Below are 21,715 nucleotides of genomic sequence, written 5' to 3' on the forward strand. Positions count from 1 at the left end.
CCTATATAGTAAATTGAAAGTTCATATTATTGTGTAGCAGATACATCTCCAACATTTTGCGCTGCTTTTAAAGCTGTTTGCTTACGTACATCTGCACGTAACGTTAAGGAAATAATCAACGAAGCTGCGATTAAACCTGCGAATACATAGAATACAGGAATATAGCTTCCATACGCATTTTTGATTGCACTTACTAACAATGGTCCAAAAACTCCACCCAATGACCACGTTGTTAATAAATAACCATGAATCACACCAAGTTGCTTTGTGCCAAATAAATCACTTGCAAATGCAGGTAGATTTGAGAACCCACCACCATAGCAACTAACAACTAAGAAGATAAGTGCTTGGAAAATAATTACGTTAGTTGTATGTGGTAAAACGATAAATGTGATTAGCTGTGCAGTAAAGAAAATAACGAAAACGTTAGAACGACCGATATAATCAGACACAGCGGCCCAGATTAAACGACCACCACCATTAAATAACCCCATAATTCCTACCATTGCGGCAGCACCTGCTACTGATAGACCGACAATTTCCTGTGCCATTGGTGAAGCAACAGAAATCATCATAATCCCTGCTGTTACATTAACTAAATGCATGGACCAAAGCATCCAGAAGTGCTTTGTTTTAACAGCTTCTCGTGCTGACATAACAGCTAAATCTTTCTTAACTACGTCCTTACCATTATTGGCAGCTGCTTTCATATTAGCAGGCATATAACCTGGCTTAGGTGGTGCTATATATGAAGCCCCTAAAATCATTAACGTGAAGTAACTTGCCCCTAGAATAAAGTATGTTGTAGATATGCCAACTGCCTCCATTAAGTTGGCTGCGACTGGTGCTGTAATAAGTGCACCCGATCCAAAACCAAGTACGGCCATACCTGTTGCTAGACCACGACGGTCTGGGAACCATTTTACAAGTGTTGATACAGGTGCAATATAGCCAATCCCCATTCCTAATCCACTAAGAACACCATATGTTAACCAATACATAACAACAGAATCCATTGAAATGGCTACACCAGCACCAGCTTGTCCTGCTCCAAATAAGACAGCTGCTACCATCGCCGATTTACGTGGTCCCATTTTTTCTACTAAACTACCAAATAATGCAGCTGAGAAACCAGCTAATCCCATCATAATGGTAAAGGCAATCGTTACCTTTGTTTCACTCCATCCCATTTCTGTGACAATCGGTAGCTTGTATACACTGTATGCATAGGCTCCACCGATTGAAAGGTGAATAGCGATTGCAGATAATGCAATTAACCATCTATTTTTATTCATAAATTCTCATTTCTCCCCTCTTTTGCTACCTGTGAAAATTCTATGAACGTCCATGTAAAACAATTTACCACTTAGAATTATTCAAATGCAAGATGTTTTTCTAAAAAATATTATTTCTCCAAAAAGTTTTTCTCTTTTTCATTAATATATTCTGTCTCAAAAACCTTACAGTCTCTAAGTATAACTACGTATTTCTTACAAAAAACATAACACCATTTAGCTAATATTACTTTTCTACTCTATTCTTTAAACACCAATTAATTATATTAATATAATTAAAATTGTGCATATTTTCACATTCGCTAAATGTATACGTCTTATTTTACCAGCAGAATCATTATGAGTATCTCTCATAAAAAGAAGCACACCAAATCAATAGTATGTAGAAATTTATAGAACAAAAGAGCATTTTATAAATGTAATAGACAAAATTTTTATATTTATAAATACTTAGCATTTTTTATAAACTGATATATGTTTACTTAAATTAATAAAAAATAATTTTTTTACAATACAGTGAATGCATATTTTATAAAATGCTTTCAATACCTAAAGATTTTTATTATCCAAATATATATTTTCTCTACAAAGAATAAGAGATAAAATTCTATTAACTCAGTATCAATTGCTTCTACATGATGGAAATATTCTAAAAGGAGATTTTTTTGAAGTAATATTATTTTTGCACAAAAACAATACATCCAATCTACAAAAAAACAGCATGCCAGAAATCATTTCTAACATACTGTACAGAAAAGTGCTTTTTTTAATTTATTTTTCTTTTTAGCAAAAGCAAAATTTTAATTTCTTTATAATAAATACACAACAAAATTCCTACTAAAATTAATAAAGAGCCATATATTTGAACACTTGTAGGGAATTGTTTTAAAAATACAGCACTCAATAGCATGGCTATAGCTGGCTCAAAGTTTAACAACAACGACGCATTTGTTGAGCCGACCTCCTTCATTTTTTGATTCCACATTAAATTGCTTACCCCATGAATAATAATCGCTGATAAGATGAGCAAAAACCAGTAGGGTATTGCAACTTGCCAATTCGTCTGCGGCAAAATAGTAAATGAAAACGGCACAAGCACCAGTAAACCTATTAAATTTGTATAGAACGTAATCGACTGGGCTGACATTTTCAGACTAAGATGATTGACAATAATGAGGAACAAAGCAAAGCTTAGCATTGTAATTAAGCTCAACACCTCACCCTTACCGATTGAAATGGTGATAAGTGCCCCTTTTGTAATGATGAGGCCAACACCAACAAATGATAGTATTGCACCTAGCCAAAATATGCCGTTACGTGATTCATGATAGATCATTTTATTCAGCAGAGATGTGACAATCGGTGCACAGGCTAATATTAAAGCCGCAGTGATAGGAGAAGTGTGCTGGAGACTAGCATAAAAGCTATAGTGATTAATGGAAACGCCCAGTATTCCTGCAAGGATCAATAACAATAAATCATTTCTTGTAAATGTTGTTCGGTAGATTGCTTTCCAACTAATCCCTCCTAAAAAGAGAACAATGACGATCAATCTAAAAATGGCAACCGTTAAAGGATCCCAATGTTCAATTAAAATAGAGCCAATAATGAAGTTACTGGCCCAAAAAAATACACAGCTAAATAAAATCATATAGATTGTTAGTTGTTTCATATTTTATCGCACCCGCAAATAAAGAGATTTCTACATAAGTAATGGCAAATCTACTTCCCTTTCCTTTATTCATCTTTTCTATTAAAACATAAGTATAGCAAACTAGAAAATTTCTAGTTTGCTATGTTATCTAAATAAGGGGGATTTAGATTTATGCTTAATTGATAAACTTTCCTTTAGACATAACCACTCGGTTGGATGGTTTACGTGCAATAACTTCCGCGCTTGATACTGCGTCAAAGAATACAAAACTTGCTTCGTCCTTCACATTCGGCCAAACCTTCTGACCATTTGCATCTAATGGCGTGACACCACTTGTAATATATTTTAATGTTTGTCGAATAGAGCGTTCGTCAAGTTTACGAGAAATATCTGCAAAAGTAGTCGCTTTTTCTAAAATATCTCCTGAGCCATTAGGACTCCAAGAATCATAAAAGCCGTCACAACCAAAATGGACATCCACGCCGTGCTCTGTTAGCAATTCAATCGGTGGAATTAATCGTCGCAAATCAAATGGCACCGTTGACATTATTTTTACTTGTTGTTGTGCTAAACGATCTGCAATTTTATGTTGCTCCATGATTGATACATCACCAAGTGAAAAGGCATGACTTATTGCCGTTCTCCCCTGATATTTGGCATCCTCCACGATGTCTATCCATTTATCGATTGTATAATACCCAACATGTCCACCATCATGTAAATGAATATCGACATCAACATTAAATTCCTGTGCAATATCCATCACTTCATAAAGAGAAGGCTCGATCGAGTTATCGATGCCAGCTGGATCTAGGCCGCCAATCATCGTCGCTCCATTGCGTAAAGCTTCACGCAATAATTTAGGGACATCATCTCTTAGTAGACCATGCTGTGGAAAGGCAATGACTTCGGATGTCACGACATCTTTATAATCGTCCAATGCCGCTAGTACACCTTCTAAATTTTTTAATCCAATATATGGATCGATATTGACATGTGTACGAATATGATTCGCACCATTCTTAAGGATTTTTTCAATCATTGCAGCTGCACGTTGTTTACCTGTTGTAGCAAGTACGGATAACTCTTGTGCTTCACGATCAAGTCGTTCCTTTAAATTCTTTACGGGCACACAAGCCTTCCACGGTAAAGATAAGTATGTTTTATCTAAATGATTATGCATTTCCTTAAAGGCAGGTAATAGCAGCTTCCCTTTCATATCTGTGACTTCGTTTTGAGAATCGATTGCGTCTGTTGCGGGTACAATTTGCGAAATGAAGCCATCTGTAATTTCAAGGTGAAAAAGCTCCACTTTCGTTCCAACTGTATCATTTTCCTTTAGATATTCTCCTGTTTCAAGTAGAACATTTGTAAGCCAGTGCTTCATCTGAATTCTCCTTTCAACTCTCCTACATCCTGTTGGTGAATCATTTTGCCTTGTGAAATGACCGTAGTAATTGGGCATCTTCTTGCTATCACATGTGCAGTGCTCACGCCATCCACTAACAGCATATTCGCTTTATCACCAACTTGTGGCCAAACACGTTCTCCTACATCATTCAATGGTGTGATACCGCCAGAGGCGTATTTCCAAGCTCGACTTAATGAATATTCATCAATAAAACGGAATCTCTCCGCCATGACATTTAATTTCATAATCGTATTACCAGTACCATATGGTGACCAATGATCTGTTAAGCTATCATGTCCCACAGATACCTTTACACCATTGTTATAAAGATAAGGAATTGGTATTGTCGAACGGTTCAAATCGATTGGTACAGTTGTTGTTACATCCATTTGTACCTCAGCCATGGCTTGAACTAAATTTTCTAAACGTGACTGTTCTAAATCAGCAAGTGCCATCGCATGGCTAATTGTGACTTGACCTTCTTTTTTCGCCTGTTTCGTTAACTCAATCAGTTTATAAAATTCAAATTCGCCTAGTGTGTTCGCTGTGTGAATATGAATATCGATCCCTGCATTATAGTCTTGTGCAATACCCATCGTTGTTTGCAATGACTTTTCGATATTGCGATCTACAATGGATGGGTCAACGCCTCCAACAAGCGTTGCTCCCATCGCCATTGCCTCACGGATTAGTCCCTCTACATTGGAGCGTAATAAGCCATGCTGTGGAAAGGCTACAATATCATAGGTGATTTGATCTTGATAGTTTGCTAAAACTTGTTTTGTAATTTCAATATGCTTTGTCCCAATTTGTGGGTCAACATTACAATGTGAACGAATATGTGTGTGTCCTTGGGAAATGAGCCACTTCACCATTTCCTCAGCTCGATAAGCAGCTGTCGGCAATTGTTTAGGTAGTAGTGTTCTTTCTTCTTCAATGCGTGTTAAAATCCCTTTAGTAATGGGTCTTGGTGCCTGCCATTCTCCGCCGAAATACGTTTTATCAATATGAATATGCATTTCACGGAATGAAGGGACTAATAGTTGCTGTTGTGCATCTATTACTTCTACATCTTCATCAGCCACTATATCCTTATCTACTTGTTGAACATGTCCATCTTCGATTAGAACATCATAAATACCTGTACGAGTAGCAACAATGTGTTCATTTTCGCGCTCATATGCTTCTTCTAATCTCACATTTTTCAGCAATAGTTTACTCATAGTTTCCTCCCAATTGGTATTTTTTCGTCTATCACCAAATTTGATTACTCTACAATTTCAACGCCACTGATCATCGTGTAGTTAGATGCATCTAACCAGAAACCTTTTACAGCATTGCTGTAAACTGCTAAATGCTCATAGTTACGCACTGGAATATACACAGCTTCGTCTAACTCGATTTGCATTGCTTTTTTGTAGATTTCATTACGTGCCTCTTGGTTTGCTTCAGAACGCCCTTGCTCAATTAGCTTGTCTACTTCTGGATTTGAATAGTAGAAATGGTTTCCTGGAGGCCCCATAGATGCAGTGTGGAATAGATTGTATTGGTTATAATCAGCATCACCCGTTGCATTACCCCAACCACTAATAAAGATTTGATGCTGTTCTTTCGTAATTTCAGAAATAAATGCACCATACTCCATTACTTGAATATCAACATCTAATCCGATTCCTTTTAATTGAGATTGAATAACCTCCGCCATGTTGATACGCTCTTTACGGTCACTTGTCAGTAATTTAACTTTTGTTCCCTCTTGAACGCCAGCTTCTTTTAACAATTCTTTAGCCTTCACTACATCATAGTCATACGGTTTCGTTTCACTAGAATATCCAATAATTTTTGGACTCATTGCAGAATTTGCAAGTGTTCCTACATTATCATAAATACCGCTAATAATTGCTTCACGGTCAACAGCATAGCTAATAGCTTGACGTACTTTTACATCAGATAATAACGTATCTTTCACGTTGAATCCGATAAATTCTACTGCTAGTCCTTCTGCACGGAATAAATTCATCGTTGAAGAATTTTCAATACGATCAATCTCTGTTACAGGTACTTGTTCAGCAATATGTGCTTCTCCACTTTCAATCATTGCTAGACGAGTAGAATCCTCTGGTACAACTTTAAATGTTACTTTATCTACTTTCGGTACAGTTCCCCAATAGTCTTTATTCGAAGTTAAAGTAATTTCTTGACCAGATTTCCAAGTTTCAAATACAAATGGGCCTGTCCCTACTGGATGAGTTGCTAATTCGTCCGCTGCTTCAGCAATCGCTTTCGGGCTTATCATGCTACCCTCTTGGCTGGCTAAAATAGATAGAAGCGGAGCATATGGTTCTTTTAATTTCAACGTTACAACATATTCATCATCTACCACTACTTCACTAATCATAGATAATTTATCACGCTGTGGTGATCCAGTTGCAGGATCTAGAATTCGGTCAAATGTCGCTTTTACAGCCTCTGCATTAAAATCTGCTCCATCATGGAATTTAATGCCTTCATTTAATGTAAATGTCCAAGTGACTTCATCTTTTTGCTCCCACTCTTTTGCAAGTAATGGAACAATTTTACGATCTCTATCAAAAGCGACAAGTGTTTCATATACCTTGCCATGAATAATATTTGCTGATGGAATATCTGTAATAAAGTGAGGATCAAGACTTGTTGCATCTGCTGCTCTTAGAACAACTAATTCTCCTCCTACGCTTTTTGATCCCTCTTTGGAACCTTCTGTACTATTATTGCTAGCAGTAGAGCAGGCTTGCAGAATAAGTACAGTTATTAGTGCCATGAATAAAAACAACTTCATTTTCTTCATCAACATTTCCTCCTTGTGTGATTTGTTCCTTACATTTCGAATTATAAAGAAATAAAATTCACTTGTTTTTTAAAATTTTTACGTGTTTTTTAAATTTTCTGACTAATAAGCCATAAAATATTTACATTCTTTACGCTTTTCACTAAATTGAAATCAAATCAAATAGAAAAGGAGTATTCGATATGAATAAAGTAACAACTACTATTGATCATTCTGTTTTAGTAAATGCACGCAAGGCATCTAGAAAAAAGAATCTTGTTTCTTTCCTAAACAAAATCAAAAAGAATAAAGCAGCTGTCGTAGGAGGCATCATCATTCTTCTATATATATTGATGTTTCTTATCGGGCCCATTTTAGCCCCTTACGATCCCTACGACGTACAATTAGATCAAAAATTACAAGGACCAAGCCTTGAACATCTAATGGGAACGGATGACAAAGGGCGAGATATTTTAAGTCGAATTTTATATGGATCACGTTTATCAATTGGTGTTGGTATTTCAGCTGTTTTATTCGGTGGTACAATTGGCACTTTCTTAGGTCTTATTGCTGGCTATTATGGCAGATGGGTTGATTCTATTATTAGTCGAATTTTAGATATCATGCTTGCGTTCCCAGGTATTTTGCTAGCTTTAGCGATTGTTAGTGCATTGGGGCCGAGCCTTATCAATGTCACAATTGCTGTTGGTTTTTTCTCTATTCCTATGTTTGCTCGTATTGTACGTGGCTCAACAATGGAGGTTAAAAAATTAGAATATATCGATGCTGTCAAAACACTTGGAGCAAATGATATGACGATTTTAATTAAGCATATTTTTCCAAATATTTTATCACCCATTATTGTACAAGCATCTATGCGCTTAGCAACCGCTATTCTATCTGCAGCAGGACTATCATTCTTAGGTTTAGGTGCTCAGCCACCATCTCCTGAATGGGGTGCCATGCTTTCTAACGGACGAGATTTCCTATTTACCGCTCCTTATATGGCGCTATTCCCAGGTATTATGATTTCTATACTTGTATTAGGTTTTAACTTATTTGGTGACGGTTTACGCGATGCGCTAGACCCAAGAATGAAAAATTAAAGGAGAGAAGACACATGACATTATTTATCTTAAAACGACTAGCTCAAATTATTCCAGTAACACTTGGTGTAACGCTTGTTGTTTTTCTAATTATGCAGATGATTCCCGGAGACCCAGCGATTATTTTAGCAGGAGAAGGAGCTTCTCAAGAAACGGTTGCAGAATTACGTGAAAATTTAGGGCTCAATAAACCATTAGCAGTTCAATATACAGACTATATTAAAAATCTTCTACAAGGAGATATGGGTAACTCTTTAAAAAATAATCAACCAGTATTCGAGGAAATTACCTCCCGATTACCGATTACCATAGAGCTAGCCTTTTATAGTATTTTAATCACCATTGTTCTGGGGCTTATTGCGGGTATTATCTCCGCTATCCGTCCTTATTCTTTGATGGATGTAGGATTAATGGTAGTCGCTTTATTAGGGATTTCCCTTCCAAGCTTCTGGTTAGGAATTTTATTAATGTATGTATTCTCTGTACAGTTACACTGGCTTCCTGTAGCAGGCTGGGATAGTGCCAAACATATTATTCTACCAGCTGTCACACTTGGTGCTGGTGGAGCTGCCATCGTCGCTCGTATGACTCGCTCTAGTATGTTAGAGGTTGTAAACCAAGACTATATACGAACAGCGAAAGCAAAAGGCTTAAAAGGATACATCATCATTTTAAAGCACGCATTACGCAATGCCTTGATTCCAGTTATTACAGTAGTAGGCTTACAGTTTGGTAGTTTACTTGGCGGAACAGTTTTAGTTGAATCTGTTTTCGCTGTAAACGGATTAGGACGAATGATTGTAGATGCCATTCGAACACGTGATATACCAGTCGTACAAGGTGGCGTTCTTGTTGCCTCATTAATATTTGTTTTCATTAATCTTTTTGTAGACATATTGTATCGATTCTTTAATAAACGAATGGATTTAAACTAAGGAGGGGAAAAACGGATGAAACAAGAAACCGTGTTGGAAGTAAAAAATTTACAAACCTATTTTTATTCGAGTGAAGGGGTTGCCAAAGCTGTCGATGGGGTATCATTTACTCTTCAAAAAGGAGAAACACTGGGCATTGTTGGTGAATCTGGTTGTGGAAAATCCATGACTTCCCTGTCATTACTTCGTTTAGTACCATCGCCTCCTGGTAAAATCATCAATGGCGAAATTTTATTAAATAATACAGACATATTGAAGCTCTCAGATGAAGAGCTACGTAAAATTCGGGGCAATAAAATTTCGATGATTTTCCAAGAGCCTATGACAAGCTTAAATCCTGTATTATCCGTTGGAGAGCAAATTGCTGAATCCATTCGATTGCACCAAGGCTTATCACGTAAAGAAGCATGGCAAAAGGCTGTCGATATGATTCGCCTAGTTGGGATTCCTGCACCCGAAAAAAGAGCGAAGCAGGAGCCTTATCAGTTAAGTGGTGGGATGCGACAGCGCATTATGATTGCCATGGCACTAGCGTGTACACCAGATGTGTTAATTGCTGACGAACCGACAACTGCCCTTGATGTAACTATTCAAGCTCAAATTATTGATATTATTCAAAACCTGCAAAAACAACTAGGCATGAGCATTATCTTCATTACCCATGACCTTGGTGTTGTAGCAGAAATCTGCGATAAGATTGCTGTTATGTATGCGGGACAGGTTGTAGAAGAAGGCACAACAGAAAGTCTTTTTGAAAAACCGCTACACCCTTATACAAATGGATTAATTCAATCATTACCAAAGCTATATGAAGACCAAGAAGAATTATCTACTATTCACGGAACTGTCCCAAGTCCCTATAATTATCCAATTGGCTGCCGTTATGCAGAACGTTGCCCATTTGCTACAGATTTATGTCGTGAACAACAGCCTGAGCTTTTGACTGTTGAGCAAGGAAAAAAGGTAAGATGCTGGATGTACAGTAATGAATGGCAAGGAGAAACACTTATGAAGGAGCTGACAGTATGACAACAGCGCAACATACACAACCACTATTACAAGTAAATGATTTAAAGCAGCATTTTTTCTTAAAAAAAGAAAAGCTCTTCGGTCCACAGCAGGTTGTAAAAGCTGTGGATGGGGTGTCTTTCGACATCATGCCTGGTGAGACGCTCAGTATTGTTGGAGAATCTGGCTGCGGAAAATCAACTACTGGTCGTTCTATTTTAAGATTAGATGAGCCTACTGCTGGAGAGGTATTATTATTCGGTAAAAATTTAGTGAATATGAACAAAAAAGAGCTTCGTGCTGCACGCAAGGACATTCAAATTATTTTCCAAGATCCCTATGCGTCCCTTAACCCACGAAGAACCATTCGTAAAATGTTAACAGAGGCCATGTCTATTCAAAAAATTGTACCACCTGAGCATCAAGAAGCACGCATGATTGAATTAATGTCTCTTGTTGGGTTACGTCCTGAATACTTAGAGCGTTATCCACATGAATTTTCGGGTGGTCAGCGTCAGCGGATTGGTATTGCCAGAGCCCTTGCTGTTAATCCTAAAATTATTATTTGTGATGAGTCTGTTTCTGCCCTAGATGTTTCCATTCAAGCTCAAATACTAAATTTACTAAAACAACTACAAAGAGATTTAGATTTAACCTTTTTATTTATCTCACACGATTTAAGTGTTGTTCGACATATTTCAGACCGAATTATGGTGATGTATCTTGGAAAGGTCGTAGAAATTGCTGATAAGCATTCCCTTTTTACTCAGCCACATCATCCTTATACAAAAGCACTGTTTTCTTCTATACCTGTTATTGATAAGCAGTATCGTAAGGAGCGTATTATTTTAAAAGGTGACCTACCATCACCTCTTAGTCCCCCTACTGGCTGTAGCTTTCACACACGTTGCCCATTCGCAACGGATAAATGTAAAGCAGAAGTGCCAGCACTACGAGCGATCACTGCAACACATAAGGTAGCTTGCCATTTCGCAGAAAATTTAGTTTAATGTATCTTACACTTACAAAATAAACGGAGAGGTCATTATGTTACAACCAGAAACCTTCAACATATATATTCTCCTATGTGTAATTGCTCCAATTATTGGAGCTTTTCTGCTTACTTTTATATTTATTTTCGAAAAGCAAATCGATAGCCTTGAGGAGGAAAAAAGAAATTTAGAGCTTGAGCAGGATTTACAAAGAGCAAATATTCTCCAGTTGAATCAGCAAATACAGCCACATTTCTTTTTTAATGCATTAAATTCATTATTAAGCCTAGCTCGCATCAATCGTAAGGAAGATTTGGTTGCGGGCATTGAGGCTTTGGCAACATTTTTTAAATTTAAATACAATAATCATGAGGTGTTAATTGCGTTAAAGAACGAGATACAATTTGTCGATAGTTATTTAAATATTCAACAATTGCGATTTGGCCATCGTTTGACTGTAAATAAATATGTTGATGATGAAGCACTATCCGTCCAAATACCACCTTTTATTCTGCAGACTATTATTGAAAATGCCTATAAACATAGCTTTGAAAAACATATAGGACCTGCAGAGCTATCCATTACAATCAAAAAAATGGATAATAGCTTATTAATTGAAATTAAAAATACACAGCCTTTAGAAAAAATAGAAATGACTACTGAACAGGTAGTAGACGAACTGCAGCAAGGTTATGGGCTCGAAAATATTAGAAAACGGCTTGAGCTCATTTATGGGCTCGAAAATATTTTATTCTCGATTCAAAACAATGAACAGCATTACACTGTTACCATCCATGTTCCCGCTTAGGCATTCTATCAACTGGAAGGAGAAAGGAGTATCTCGCCATGAATATTTTAATCGCAGATGATGAGCCATTAGAGCTTGAGCAAATGATTTATTTATTAAAGCCACATTTTCCGAATTGGACCTTCCATACTGCCCAAGATGCCTCACAAGCTCTGCAATTAGCTAAGAAGCACCGTATGACTATCGCCTTTTTGGATATTCAAATGCCTGGGAAAGATGGAATCACGTTGAGCAAGGAATTAAAAGCGCTTTATGAGGTAGACATCATCATGGTAACAGCTTATCAAACCTTTGAATATGCCCAACAAGCATTGCGTATCGGGGTAAAGGATTATCTTACAAAACCAGTCATTGCAAGTGAATTAGATGCTATTGTGGAAAAATATAAGGTGTGGAGTTCTAACCATGATGCGATTCAAAGCGCACTTTCCTATATTCATGAAAACTATTATGAAAAACTGAGTCTCAATATTATTGCTGAAAAAATTCATTTGAATCCGAGCTATTTAAGTCGTAAATTTTTGGAGGAGCAGTCTATTGGCATTAATGAATATATTAATAATTATCGCCTAGAAATGGCTGTAAAGAAAATCAATGAAAATCTAGACACAAGTATGTCTGCAATTGCTGAGAGCTGTGGTTTTAATAGTCAGCACTATTTTAGTGTTGCGTTTAAGAAAAAATATAATCAATCACCACGTCAATATAAATCCTCTAAAATGAGTAAAGGTCTTTAATAGTATGCTAAGGAAGTTTTCATTGCTTGTTCCATTTGCAAGTTTAAGCACAGCAGCAGGAGTCATTATTCTTTTAGCGAGATGGATTAATGGTAATTTATTATTGTCCTCTCCTTCAGCCCTTATTTCTTTTGGTTTTATGGCGGGCATTTGTTATACATTAGCAACAGCTATTTCGTTTATCATACTTGGCTCATTGCTGAATAAGAGCGATTACACACAAAATCAGCATACACAAAGCTTTTTGCTCTTTACCATACAGCGTAAATTGTCTGGAATGAATTTAAAGGTTATACGTCTATTTTACTTGTTAACAGGTATTGAACTTTGGCTTATTCAATTAATAAGCATTAGTGTATTGTCTGAAATTATGTTAAATATTCCAGTCCCTATTACACTTTTTTTCTTTTTAATCGGCATCTTACTTCTTGACCGCATCATGTCAGTGAAAAGTATACTATGGTTGGAAATTTTATTTATTATTGCTCTTTTTTCATTACTTATTTTTATCCCTATTTATTACTTTGTACTAAATGGGGCAAGCACAGTATATGAGGGTATTCGCTTATATCACCCTTATTTATTTTATTTTAAAAATAGCGAAATTTTGCTGTTCTATGTCATTATTCAACTAGCCGTTTTAGGACAAGTATTTTTTGATAAATCAACATGGTATTTAATTGCCTTTATAAAACCTAAAAAAGTACGTAGCAGTCTGTTTTCCTCTGGTGTAATTTTAGCGTTATTAACGCTATCATTTACGGCAATTTTAATGATTGCCCTATATAGCGGATCATTTGGCCAATTCCAAATACTGATTTTTACGTTTTTATATGAAGTACAACCAGGCTTTCTGACATTTGCTTTTCTCGTCATTGTCCTATTAGCCATTGTCACAACCTTGCTTGTAGACATGCGGGCAACGAAACGTTTTTTTGTGACGAAAAGACCCTATTATGTCTATTTGATTGGCCTGATGATTATTTTATTCACCTGTTTCTTATCTATCGATTTAACGATTTTAGGTGTTATTTATTCTTTTGCCTTTCTGCACATTACCATGCTACCGTTTGTGTTAATCCTTTTATTTACGAATCGACATATTCATAAGCATAGCTGGCTTGTCATCCTGCTATCCATCATCATTGGCATTGGTGTTGGTTTAAGCTTTAATACGCTTTACGGATTAGCTACCAGCTTTATGATCTCGAGTATTTATCAATTAATGCTTCAGACTGAAACGATAGAAAAAAATACCTGAACTCGAGATTATTCGGGTTCAGGTTTATAAGTTATTTAACTGATATAAAATAAAAATAGGATTAGTGATAGCAAGCCAACAATGGCCGAACTAATGGAAAGATAATGTCTTTTTTCCTCTCGACCATAGTAATAGTCAATGAAAATAGAGCTGAAAAGGCTGACAACTAAATATCCTCCAATGATAACAGTAAATAAAATCCACCCTTTAATTATGATCACCATGAGCATCATGGTATTCAAAATTTTAATAGCCCAAACAGCACGTCTATGATGACTATTGACATACTCCTTTGGTATATTAAACATTTTCCTCATTAGTTTATCGCCAAGCATTTGGATAGCTAGAAAAATAACTAGCATAACGATTAAACCTGACATTTCAAATTTAGCATCATCATTGAGAATAAGCTCTAAATAAGCCTTGGCCAAATCTTTATTTTCTACTTTATAAAATGAATTGTTATCATAATCAACAATTCCGATATCCTCCTCGTTTATGAACATTTTCAGCTTCATAACCTGACCTTTTTTAAATTCTACCCAGACATCACGTTGTAATCTAAAAAAAGTTTGCTCATTCATTTGAGTCACTGTAGCTTGCTGTAATAGTTGTTGTAATAACACTTTTTCTGAACTTTGCTCCATTACTCGTTGTCCAATGACCCACCCAGGTCTTCCAGCCTTAAAGATCTCCTCATCCGAATTGTAAATCATTGTATATTTTTTTATTGATTGCTGCTGTGCTAATTGAACAATTGAAGCATGTTGCGTTTGCTCTATCTGCCCTAATGGACCGATTTCTATTATCAATAGAAACATAACTATCGCGCCTATGATAATCAATGGATATGACCAGCGTCTTGTCTTTTTTGTTTGCCGCACTTGCCGTAAAATATCCTCCTGTAAGGATTTCGTAAATCGTGGTGCTTCGCCAAGTTCTTGATCCAATTTCTCTTTAAAAGTTGTCATTCATTAACACCTCCCACTTATTATTCGCTAATTTTTCCTGTAACATTTTTCTTGCTCGATGCAATCTGGTTTTAACTGTATTTTCTGCACATGTAAGAATATCTGCAATTTCTCTAACCTTTAATTCCTGATAATAATAAAGGATGACGACTTCTCTATAAGTAATAGGTAACTCAAATAAAGCATTTGTTAATGTTGTCCGTTCATCCTGTGCTAATAGCATCGTTTCTGGTGTTCGTTTACTTGTACCAATATGCAATTTTTCCAACAGTTGATGGCGTTTATTTTTCCAGCTTCGCAAATAATCATGACTTTTATGTACAGTTATTTTAACTAAATAGGTCTTTAGAGATGCTCTTTGTTCAAAGCGATCCTGCTGCAGATAATAAGAAAAAAAGACATCCTGGACTATTTCTTCTGCCATCGCCCAATCCTTTACATAAAGATAAGCCACTCGTAAGCAATATTCTCCGTGTTCTTCCATAATGGCCACTAAATGCTCACTCATCCAAACACCTCCTATAAACATTCACCCTATAGTCGTAATCCGAACTTAGTTGGTTTCAAAAAAAATCGAAAAGTTTCGTTAACATGAGGGTCATAAAAAGAAAAAATCCTCACACAATAAGAGGGTATTTTTATGAATAGTAACTCCTAAAGAAATAACCTACATTTTTAAGAGTGAATTTATTTGTATGCCATGTTGCATACTTTTTTTCTTTTATCTATTGAATAACTAGCAAAAAAACTGTTATAGTGAGATTGTTTGTCTGACGTCTGACTAATTAAGATCTTTAGCTGTTCTTCTGAAATTGGAACATCAGGACAAAATATCACAGATACTTATGGAGGAACTTATGAGATACTTAATATCCTTTTGTGGATTGTTACTTGTTTTTGCCTTAGCTTTATTAATGAGTAAAAACAAAAAAGAAATAAAATATAAATATATAGTGATTATGTTGATCATCCAATTTTTATTGGCAGCTTTACTACTTAATACAACGGTCGGCTATGTGCTAATCAAAGGAATCACCAAAGTGTTTGATCACTTATTGTCCTATGCAAATGCAGGTATATCATTTGTTTTTGGTGGCTTAGCAAATGAAGGCGAATCACCCTTCTTTTTAACAGTTTTATTACCGATCGTCTTTATATCTGTTCTGATTGGGATCTTGCAGCATTTTAAAATTCTTCCTTTTCTGATGAAATGGGTAGGTTTATTTTTAAGTAAAGTAAGTGGCATGGGGAAATTGGAATCCTATAATGCTGTTGCTTCTGCTATGGTAGGCCAATCCGAAGTGTTCATAACTGTTAAAAAGCAATTAGATAAGATTGCACCACAACGTATGTATACATTATGCGCTTCTGCTATGTCGACTGTTTCGATGTCAGTAGTTGGAGCTTATATGACGATGATTGAGCCAAAGTATGTTGTTACGGCCATTGTATTAAACCTGTTTGGTGGATTTATTATTGTTTCCATCATTAATCCATATACTGTGGATGAAAAAGAAGATATCTTAACAATTGAAGATGAACAGAAGCAAGCGTTCTTTCAAATGATTGGCGAATATATTATGGATGGCTTTAAAGTAGCCATCATTGTTGGGGCAATGCTTATTGGTTTCGTAGCATTAATGGATTTAATCAATTCATTATTCGATATGATTATCGGTATATCTTTCCAAGAAATATTAGGCTATATCTTTGCGCCAATCGCTTTCCTAATGGGTATCCCATGGGCAGATGCTGTGGCTGCTGGCGGTATTATGGCAACCAAATTAGTAACAAACGAATTTGTTGCTATGATTAACCTTGGCGATGTTGCTGAGTCCATGAGTGAACGTACATTAGGTATTATTTCTGTATTCCTCGTATCTTTTGCCAACTTTTCATCGATCGGGATTATTTCGGGAGCTGTAAAAGGTTTGAATGAAAGGCAAGGGAATGTCGTTGCTCGATTTGGACTAAAGTTGTTGTACGGTGCTACACTCGTAAGTATCCTAACAGCTATTATTGTGGGATTGATTATTTAATTGTATCAGGAGCTATTTATTGAATTGCACTCAGTTAGATGGATGCAGTCCTTATTTTACTGCTTAAGCTCTAAATTAAAAAATGTACATTACTAAAATTGAATTTAGTAATGTACATTTTTACTTTATATCTCTTTATTTTACGACAATATTGACAAGTTTGCCTGGAATAACGATGATTTTCACTAAGCTCTTTCCTGCCATGTATTCTTGAACCTTTTCATCGGCAAGTGCTACTTTTTCAATATCCTCTTTTGAAGCATCTTTTGCTACGACGATCTTAGCACGAACTTTACCAGCAACTTGTACAGCAATTTCTACTTCATCATCCACAAGCTTTGCTTCATCATATGTTGGCCATTGCTCATATGAAAGAGTTGAATCGTGTCCTAATAGTTGCCATAGTTCTTCTGCAATATGTGGAGCGATTGGAGCTAGCATTTTCACAAAGCCTTCAGCATAAGTCGTTGGAATCACATCAGCTTTATAGCAATCATTAATAAAGACCATCATTTGTGAAATAGCTGTGTTAAAGCGGATGCCTTCATAATCCTCTGTCACTTTTTTCACTGTTTGGTGGTATGATTTTTCAAGTGATTGATCGTTAGACACTTGAATTTTTGCTGAAATTGCGCCATCTTCTTCACTGACAAATAGACGCCAGATACGGTCTAAGAAGCGACGTGCTCCATCTAAACCATTTGTAGACCATGCAACAGAAGCCTCTAGTGGGCCCATGAACATTTCATATAAACGTAATGTATCGGCACCATGTGACGTAATGATTTCATCCGGGTTGACAACATTGCCCTTAGATTTAGACATTTTCTCGTTACCTTCACCTAGAATCATTCCCTGGTTAAATAATTTTTGGAATGGCTCTTTTGTATGAACAACACCTAAATCATAGAGAACTTTATGCCAGAAGCGAGCGTATAGTAAATGTAATACAGCATGCTCCGCACCACCAATATAAATATCAACAGGTAACCAACGTTTTAGTAACTCTGGGTCTGCAATCGCCTCTGTATTTGTAGGGTCGATATAGCGTAGGAAGTACCAGCTCGAACCTGCCCACTGCGGCATTGTATTTGTTTCACGACGTCCTTTTTTACCTGTCTCTGGATCGACAACATTTACCCATTCTTCAATATTTGCTAATGGTGATTCACCAGTACCTGATGGACGGATATTATCTGTTTTTGGTAGCATTAAAGGTAATTCTGATTCTGGAACTGGCGTAATCGTGCCATCTTCCCAATGAATCATTGGAATTGGTTCACCCCAATAACGCTGACGGGAGAATAACCAGTCACGTAGACGATAAGAAATTTTCTTCTCCCCTACACCTTTTTCCGCTAACCATTCAATGGCTTTCGCAATGCCATCTGCTTTATTTAAGCCATTCAGGAATTCAGAGTTAATATGTTGACCATCACCTGTAAATGCTTCTTTGCTAATGTCTCCACCTTCAAGTACAGGAACGATGTCTAAGCCAAATTCAGTTGCGAATTCATAGTCACGTTCATCATGTGCTGGCACCGCCATAATAGCACCTGTACCATAAGACACTAACACATAGTCAGCAATCCAAATCGGCACTTTTTTACCGTTAATCGGATTCACTGCATAAGCACCTGTAAATACACCTGTTTTTTCTTTCGCTAAATCTGTACGCTCTAGGTCGGATTTCATTTTAACTTTCTCTAAATAAGCCTCAACAGCTTGGCGTTGGTCAGCTGTTGTAATTTGTTCCACTAATTTATGCTCTGGTGCAAGCACACAGTATGTAGCACCAAACAATGTATCAGGACGTGTTGTGAAAACTGTGAAGTTTTGATCTGAACCGTCAATGGCAAATGTCACTTCTGCCCCTTCTGAACGGCCAATCCAATTGCGTTGCATATCTTTAATAGATTCAGGCCAATCAACTTCTTCTAAGTCATCGATTAAACGATCAGCATAGGCTGTAATTTTAAGCATCCACTGCTTCATTGGTCTGCGTTCTACTGGATGACCACCACGCTCTGATTTCCCATCAATTACTTCTTCGTTAGCTAATACCGTGCCAAGTGCTGGACACCAGTTAACAGCTACTTCATCCACATAAGCTAAACCTTTCTTATAAAGCTGGATAAAAATCCATTGTGTCCATTTATAATACTCTGGATCAGTTGTGTTAATTTCGCGATCCCAATCATAGCTGAAGCCTAGCTCTTGAATTTGACGTTTAAATGTCGCAATATTTTTAGCTGTAAATTCAGCTGGATCATTCCCTGTATCAAGTGCATATTGCTCAGCTGGTAAACCAAAAGCATCCCAGCCCATTGGATGAAGTACATTATAGCCTTGCATACGTTTAAAGCGTGATAGAATATCAGTTGCCGTATATCCCTCTGGATGGCCTACATGTAGTCCTGCGCCAGATGGATAAGGGAACATATCTAAAGCAAAGAATTTAGGCTTCGCTGTTTCATTTTCAGTTTTAAATGTTTTGTTATCAGCCCAATATTGCTGCCACTTTTTTTCAATTTGTTCATGATTAAAACTCATTTTTTTTCCTCCTTCGATTGATCGTGCTGCTCTCCATCATAATTGACAAAATATTTAAAAAATAAAAAAACTCGCCCCTTTCTTATAGAAGGGACGAGAGAATTTGTACTCCCGCGGTACCACCCAAATTAGTGATTACACTCGGCTCAAGCTTCCTTAACGCGGAAGAAACGACACACGCTGTTTCACGCGGGCAGACTCAGAAGGCGAGTTCAACTTGCATTCTTACTAGCTCCCACCAACCGCTAGCTCTCTAAAAAGAACCACAAATCTACTATTCCTCATCACAGTCTTTACATGATATTGCATTTATTCTAATGGAAAGTATTGAAAAGCACAAGCCTTTGTTTACAGCTTACCCATTACTGAACAATTAAATCCTTTTCTTCCTTAGACTTTGATAAATCCTGACATTCATGAAAAGCAAAGTGCTGACAACCAATACATTGATTGACGTTTAAATAATGGAAAGCTTTTGTAATCGCTTCTCCAGTATGCTGAAAAAAATGCTGCGCGCCTATTTTATCGTAAAGTCCATTGTGCTGAAGAGCATCCTTTAAATCTCCTTGCACACCCGTTACCAAAATAGTACCGCCCTGTGCTGTATAATTTTCAATGATATTACTAAAATATGCTTCTCCAGTAGAATCCATAAAGGGCACTTTCCCCATCCGTAATATCAAAACTCTTGGTTGCTGATGCAAAGTACTTTCAATCGTTTGTTCAAACATTTGTGCAGCACCAAAAAACAACGGCCCTTCAATTGTGTACATACTAATTTGCGGGCAATCATGCTGCTGATGCACTACATGTGGCTGTACCTTTTCACTTTTATTTGAATGATCTGGAAGTACTTTTGTAACAACAAGCTTTTCACTCATGCGTTTCGCAAATAATAGCACAGCCAGCACAAGCCCTACCTCTACTGCTAATGTAAGACTAGTGAATACCGTTAATAAAAAGGTAATCAATAATACCAGTGAGTCGCCTGATTTTAATTTTGCGATATGTGAAAAATGATGTCGCTCACTCATATTCCAAGCTACGACCATCAATACCGGAGCCATGCTTGCTAACGGAATATGAGATGCATATGGAGCTAATAACAATAATGTGATTAAAACAAACACACCATGAATGATACCAGACATAGGAGATACTGCGCCTGTTTTGATATTGGTCGCTGTGCGTGCAATGGCGCCTGTTGCTGGAATACCACCGAATAAAGGCGTCACAATATTAGCAATCCCCTGACCAATTAACTCACGATTACTGTTATGCTTACTATTTGTCATCCCATCCGCCACAACTGCCGATAATAGAGACTCAATACCACCTAGCATTGCAATGACAAACGCTGGGCCAATAAGTTGTTGTAATCGTTCGAGCGTGATGTTCGGTAAGGCGAAATGAGGTAATGTATTAGGAATTTGCCCATAAGCCGTTGCAATGGTAGCAACTTGTCCTGAAAAGAAGAAAGTTGCCAAAAGTGTAGAGACAACGATACCCGCTAATGCTCCTGGAACCTTTGGAAAAAACTTTGGAGTTATCATTATTGTCGCCAAGCATACGACAGCAGTAAGAATACTATACGTATTTGTCGTACCAAGCTGCTTAATGATTTCCTGTATGTTGGCGATAAAATATTCATGCCTTTTAACATTTGTGAGCCCTAGAAAGTTAGCGATTTGACCTGTAAAAATAATCACTGCTATCCCTGCTGTAAAACCAACTGTTACAGGACGTGGAATAAACTTAATTAAAGTCCCTAACTTAAAAAAGCCCATGACACAAAGCAATACCCCTGCCATCAAACCCGCAAGTAATAAATCTTCATAGCCATAGGTAAGAACAATCCCCAATAGAATTGGGACAAACGCTCCCGTAGGCCCACCTATTTGATATTTAGAACCTCCAAAGAGAGAAATAAGAATACCTGCAATGCAAGCCGTATAAATCCCATATTCAGGTTTCACACCCGATGCTATGGCAAAGGACATGGCAAGTGGAATAGCAACGATTCCCACAATAACCCCTGACAATAAATCCTTCTTTACATGTTGAACTGAATATCCTTCAAAGCGTCCTGTAAACAGTGACTTCATAGATAAATCTTCCCTTCGAAATAATAAGCAAAGC

Annotated in this window: 17 protein-coding genes and 1 other annotated feature; of the genes, 8 read left to right on the forward strand and 9 right to left on the reverse strand. The window is 36.9% G+C overall.

Annotated elements, in window-relative coordinates; all coding sequences use genetic code 11:
* Positions 1–26: 26 nt before the first annotated feature.
* The 5 genes from LBYS11_RS17355 to LBYS11_RS17375 form a co-directional block, all read right to left on the reverse strand.
* A complete protein-coding gene (locus tag LBYS11_RS17355; protein ID WP_004226054.1) occupies positions 27–1,295 on the reverse strand; it encodes an L-lactate MFS transporter in 1,269 nt (422 codons plus the stop codon).
* Positions 1,296–2,061: 766 nt separating this feature from the next.
* Positions 2,062–2,967, reverse strand: coding sequence for a DMT family transporter (locus LBYS11_RS17360; protein ID WP_103118676.1), 906 nt, complete (start codon positions 2,965–2,967; stop codon positions 2,062–2,064).
* A 157-nt stretch (positions 2,968–3,124) separates the two neighbouring features.
* Positions 3,125–4,336, reverse strand: a complete 1,212-nt coding sequence (locus tag LBYS11_RS17365) for an amidohydrolase (protein WP_048391128.1) — start codon at positions 4,334–4,336, stop codon at positions 3,125–3,127.
* The gene (locus tag LBYS11_RS17370) at positions 4,333–5,583 is read right to left on the reverse strand and encodes an amidohydrolase family protein (RefSeq protein ID WP_066038087.1); all 1,251 of its coding nucleotides are present in this window, start codon (positions 5,581–5,583) and stop codon (positions 4,333–4,335) included. The genes LBYS11_RS17365 and LBYS11_RS17370 overlap by 4 nt, the downstream gene beginning before the upstream one ends.
* Before the next feature lie 44 nt (positions 5,584–5,627).
* Positions 5,628–7,187, reverse strand: coding sequence for a glutathione ABC transporter substrate-binding protein (locus LBYS11_RS17375; RefSeq protein ID WP_103118677.1), 1,560 nt, complete (start codon positions 7,185–7,187; stop codon positions 5,628–5,630).
* A 182-nt stretch (positions 7,188–7,369) separates the two neighbouring features.
* Here LBYS11_RS17375 and LBYS11_RS17380 point away from each other — a divergent pair, with 182 nt between their 5' ends.
* The 7 genes from LBYS11_RS17380 to LBYS11_RS17410 are packed head-to-tail and all read left to right on the forward strand — an operon-like array spanning position 7,370 to position 14,013.
* Positions 7,370–8,272 (forward strand): ABC transporter permease, encoded by a 903-nt coding sequence (locus tag LBYS11_RS17380; protein ID WP_103118678.1) that lies wholly within the window; start codon positions 7,370–7,372, stop codon positions 8,270–8,272.
* Positions 8,273–8,286: 14 nt separating this feature from the next.
* Positions 8,287–9,207, forward strand: coding sequence for a nickel ABC transporter permease (gene nikB / locus LBYS11_RS17385; RefSeq protein ID WP_048391119.1), 921 nt, complete (start codon positions 8,287–8,289; stop codon positions 9,205–9,207).
* Between the two features lie 15 nt (positions 9,208–9,222).
* On the forward strand, positions 9,223–10,236 hold the full coding sequence (locus LBYS11_RS17390; RefSeq protein WP_054549920.1) for an ABC transporter ATP-binding protein: 1,014 nt from the start codon (positions 9,223–9,225) through the stop codon (positions 10,234–10,236).
* Positions 10,233–11,225, forward strand: a complete 993-nt coding sequence (locus LBYS11_RS17395; protein ID WP_048391115.1) for an ABC transporter ATP-binding protein — start codon at positions 10,233–10,235, stop codon at positions 11,223–11,225. Before LBYS11_RS17390 ends, LBYS11_RS17395 begins: the two co-directional genes overlap by 4 nt.
* 37 nt (positions 11,226–11,262) lie before the next feature.
* Positions 11,263–12,015, forward strand: a complete 753-nt coding sequence (locus tag LBYS11_RS17400; RefSeq protein WP_048391114.1) for a sensor histidine kinase — start codon at positions 11,263–11,265, stop codon at positions 12,013–12,015.
* 38 nt (positions 12,016–12,053) lie between these two features.
* A complete protein-coding gene (locus LBYS11_RS17405) occupies positions 12,054–12,752 on the forward strand; it encodes a response regulator transcription factor (protein ID WP_004226027.1) in 699 nt (232 codons plus the stop codon).
* A gap of 22 nt (positions 12,753–12,774) precedes the next feature.
* A complete protein-coding gene (locus LBYS11_RS17410) occupies positions 12,775–14,013 on the forward strand; it encodes a permease (protein ID WP_233732141.1) in 1,239 nt (412 codons plus the stop codon).
* Positions 14,014–14,048: 35 nt separating this feature from the next.
* Here LBYS11_RS17410 and LBYS11_RS17415 read toward each other — a convergent pair whose 3' ends face one another.
* Together LBYS11_RS17415 and LBYS11_RS17420 are read right to left on the reverse strand one after the other, a co-directional pair.
* Entirely contained in the window at positions 14,049–14,984 is a 936-nt protein-coding gene (locus LBYS11_RS17415; RefSeq protein WP_103118680.1) for a DUF4181 domain-containing protein, read from the reverse strand.
* Positions 14,971–15,492, reverse strand: coding sequence for a sigma-70 family RNA polymerase sigma factor (locus LBYS11_RS17420; protein WP_048391107.1), 522 nt, complete (start codon positions 15,490–15,492; stop codon positions 14,971–14,973). The genes LBYS11_RS17415 and LBYS11_RS17420 overlap by 14 nt, the downstream gene beginning before the upstream one ends.
* A gap of 349 nt (positions 15,493–15,841) precedes the next feature.
* Between LBYS11_RS17420 and LBYS11_RS17425 the strand changes: the two genes are divergently transcribed.
* Positions 15,842–17,023, forward strand: a complete 1,182-nt coding sequence (locus LBYS11_RS17425; RefSeq protein WP_048391105.1) for a NupC/NupG family nucleoside CNT transporter — start codon at positions 15,842–15,844, stop codon at positions 17,021–17,023.
* 135 nt (positions 17,024–17,158) lie between these two features.
* Here LBYS11_RS17425 and leuS read toward each other — a convergent pair whose 3' ends face one another.
* Positions 17,159–19,576 (reverse strand): leucine--tRNA ligase, encoded by a 2,418-nt coding sequence (leuS, locus tag LBYS11_RS17430; protein ID WP_054549916.1) that lies wholly within the window; start codon positions 19,574–19,576, stop codon positions 17,159–17,161.
* A gap of 86 nt (positions 19,577–19,662) precedes the next feature.
* Positions 19,663–19,873, reverse strand: a binding site (T-box leader).
* Between the two features lie 65 nt (positions 19,874–19,938).
* Positions 19,939–21,681 (reverse strand): SulP family inorganic anion transporter, encoded by a 1,743-nt coding sequence (locus tag LBYS11_RS17435; RefSeq protein WP_103118681.1) that lies wholly within the window; start codon positions 21,679–21,681, stop codon positions 19,939–19,941.
* Positions 21,682–21,715 lie beyond the last annotated feature (34 nt).

The organism is Lysinibacillus sp. YS11 (assembly GCF_002896375.1).
GTDB lineage: Bacteria > Bacillota > Bacilli > Bacillales_A > Planococcaceae > Lysinibacillus > Lysinibacillus capsici.

What these genes read in the sequence shown, in the direction of transcription:
- LBYS11_RS17375 (WP_103118677.1), bottom strand. Translation starts at nt 7,187, where the DNA reads ATGAAGAAAATGAAGTTGTTTTTATTCATGGCACTAATAACTGTACTT.
- LBYS11_RS17435 (WP_103118681.1), bottom strand. Translation starts at nt 21,681, where the DNA reads ATGAAGTCACTGTTTACAGGACGCTTTGAAGGATATTCAGTTCAACAT.
- LBYS11_RS17400 (WP_048391114.1), top strand. Translation starts at nt 11,263, where the DNA reads ATGTTACAACCAGAAACCTTCAACATATATATTCTCCTATGTGTAATT.
- leuS (WP_054549916.1), bottom strand. Translation starts at nt 19,576, where the DNA reads ATGAGTTTTAATCATGAACAAATTGAAAAAAAGTGGCAGCAATATTGG.
- LBYS11_RS17425 (WP_048391105.1), top strand. Translation starts at nt 15,842, where the DNA reads ATGAGATACTTAATATCCTTTTGTGGATTGTTACTTGTTTTTGCCTTA.
- LBYS11_RS17360 (WP_103118676.1), bottom strand. Translation starts at nt 2,967, where the DNA reads ATGAAACAACTAACAATCTATATGATTTTATTTAGCTGTGTATTTTTT.
- LBYS11_RS17365 (WP_048391128.1), bottom strand. Translation starts at nt 4,336, where the DNA reads ATGAAGCACTGGCTTACAAATGTTCTACTTGAAACAGGAGAATATCTA.
- LBYS11_RS17355 (WP_004226054.1), bottom strand. Translation starts at nt 1,295, where the DNA reads ATGAATAAAAATAGATGGTTAATTGCATTATCTGCAATCGCTATTCAC.
- LBYS11_RS17395 (WP_048391115.1), top strand. Translation starts at nt 10,233, where the DNA reads ATGACAACAGCGCAACATACACAACCACTATTACAAGTAAATGATTTA.
- LBYS11_RS17415 (WP_103118680.1), bottom strand. Translation starts at nt 14,984, where the DNA reads ATGACAACTTTTAAAGAGAAATTGGATCAAGAACTTGGCGAAGCACCA.
- nikB (WP_048391119.1), top strand. Translation starts at nt 8,287, where the DNA reads ATGACATTATTTATCTTAAAACGACTAGCTCAAATTATTCCAGTAACA.
- LBYS11_RS17380 (WP_103118678.1), top strand. Translation starts at nt 7,370, where the DNA reads ATGAATAAAGTAACAACTACTATTGATCATTCTGTTTTAGTAAATGCA.
- LBYS11_RS17390 (WP_054549920.1), top strand. Translation starts at nt 9,223, where the DNA reads ATGAAACAAGAAACCGTGTTGGAAGTAAAAAATTTACAAACCTATTTT.
- LBYS11_RS17370 (WP_066038087.1), bottom strand. Translation starts at nt 5,583, where the DNA reads ATGAGTAAACTATTGCTGAAAAATGTGAGATTAGAAGAAGCATATGAG.
- LBYS11_RS17405 (WP_004226027.1), top strand. Translation starts at nt 12,054, where the DNA reads ATGAATATTTTAATCGCAGATGATGAGCCATTAGAGCTTGAGCAAATG.
- LBYS11_RS17420 (WP_048391107.1), bottom strand. Translation starts at nt 15,492, where the DNA reads ATGAGTGAGCATTTAGTGGCCATTATGGAAGAACACGGAGAATATTGC.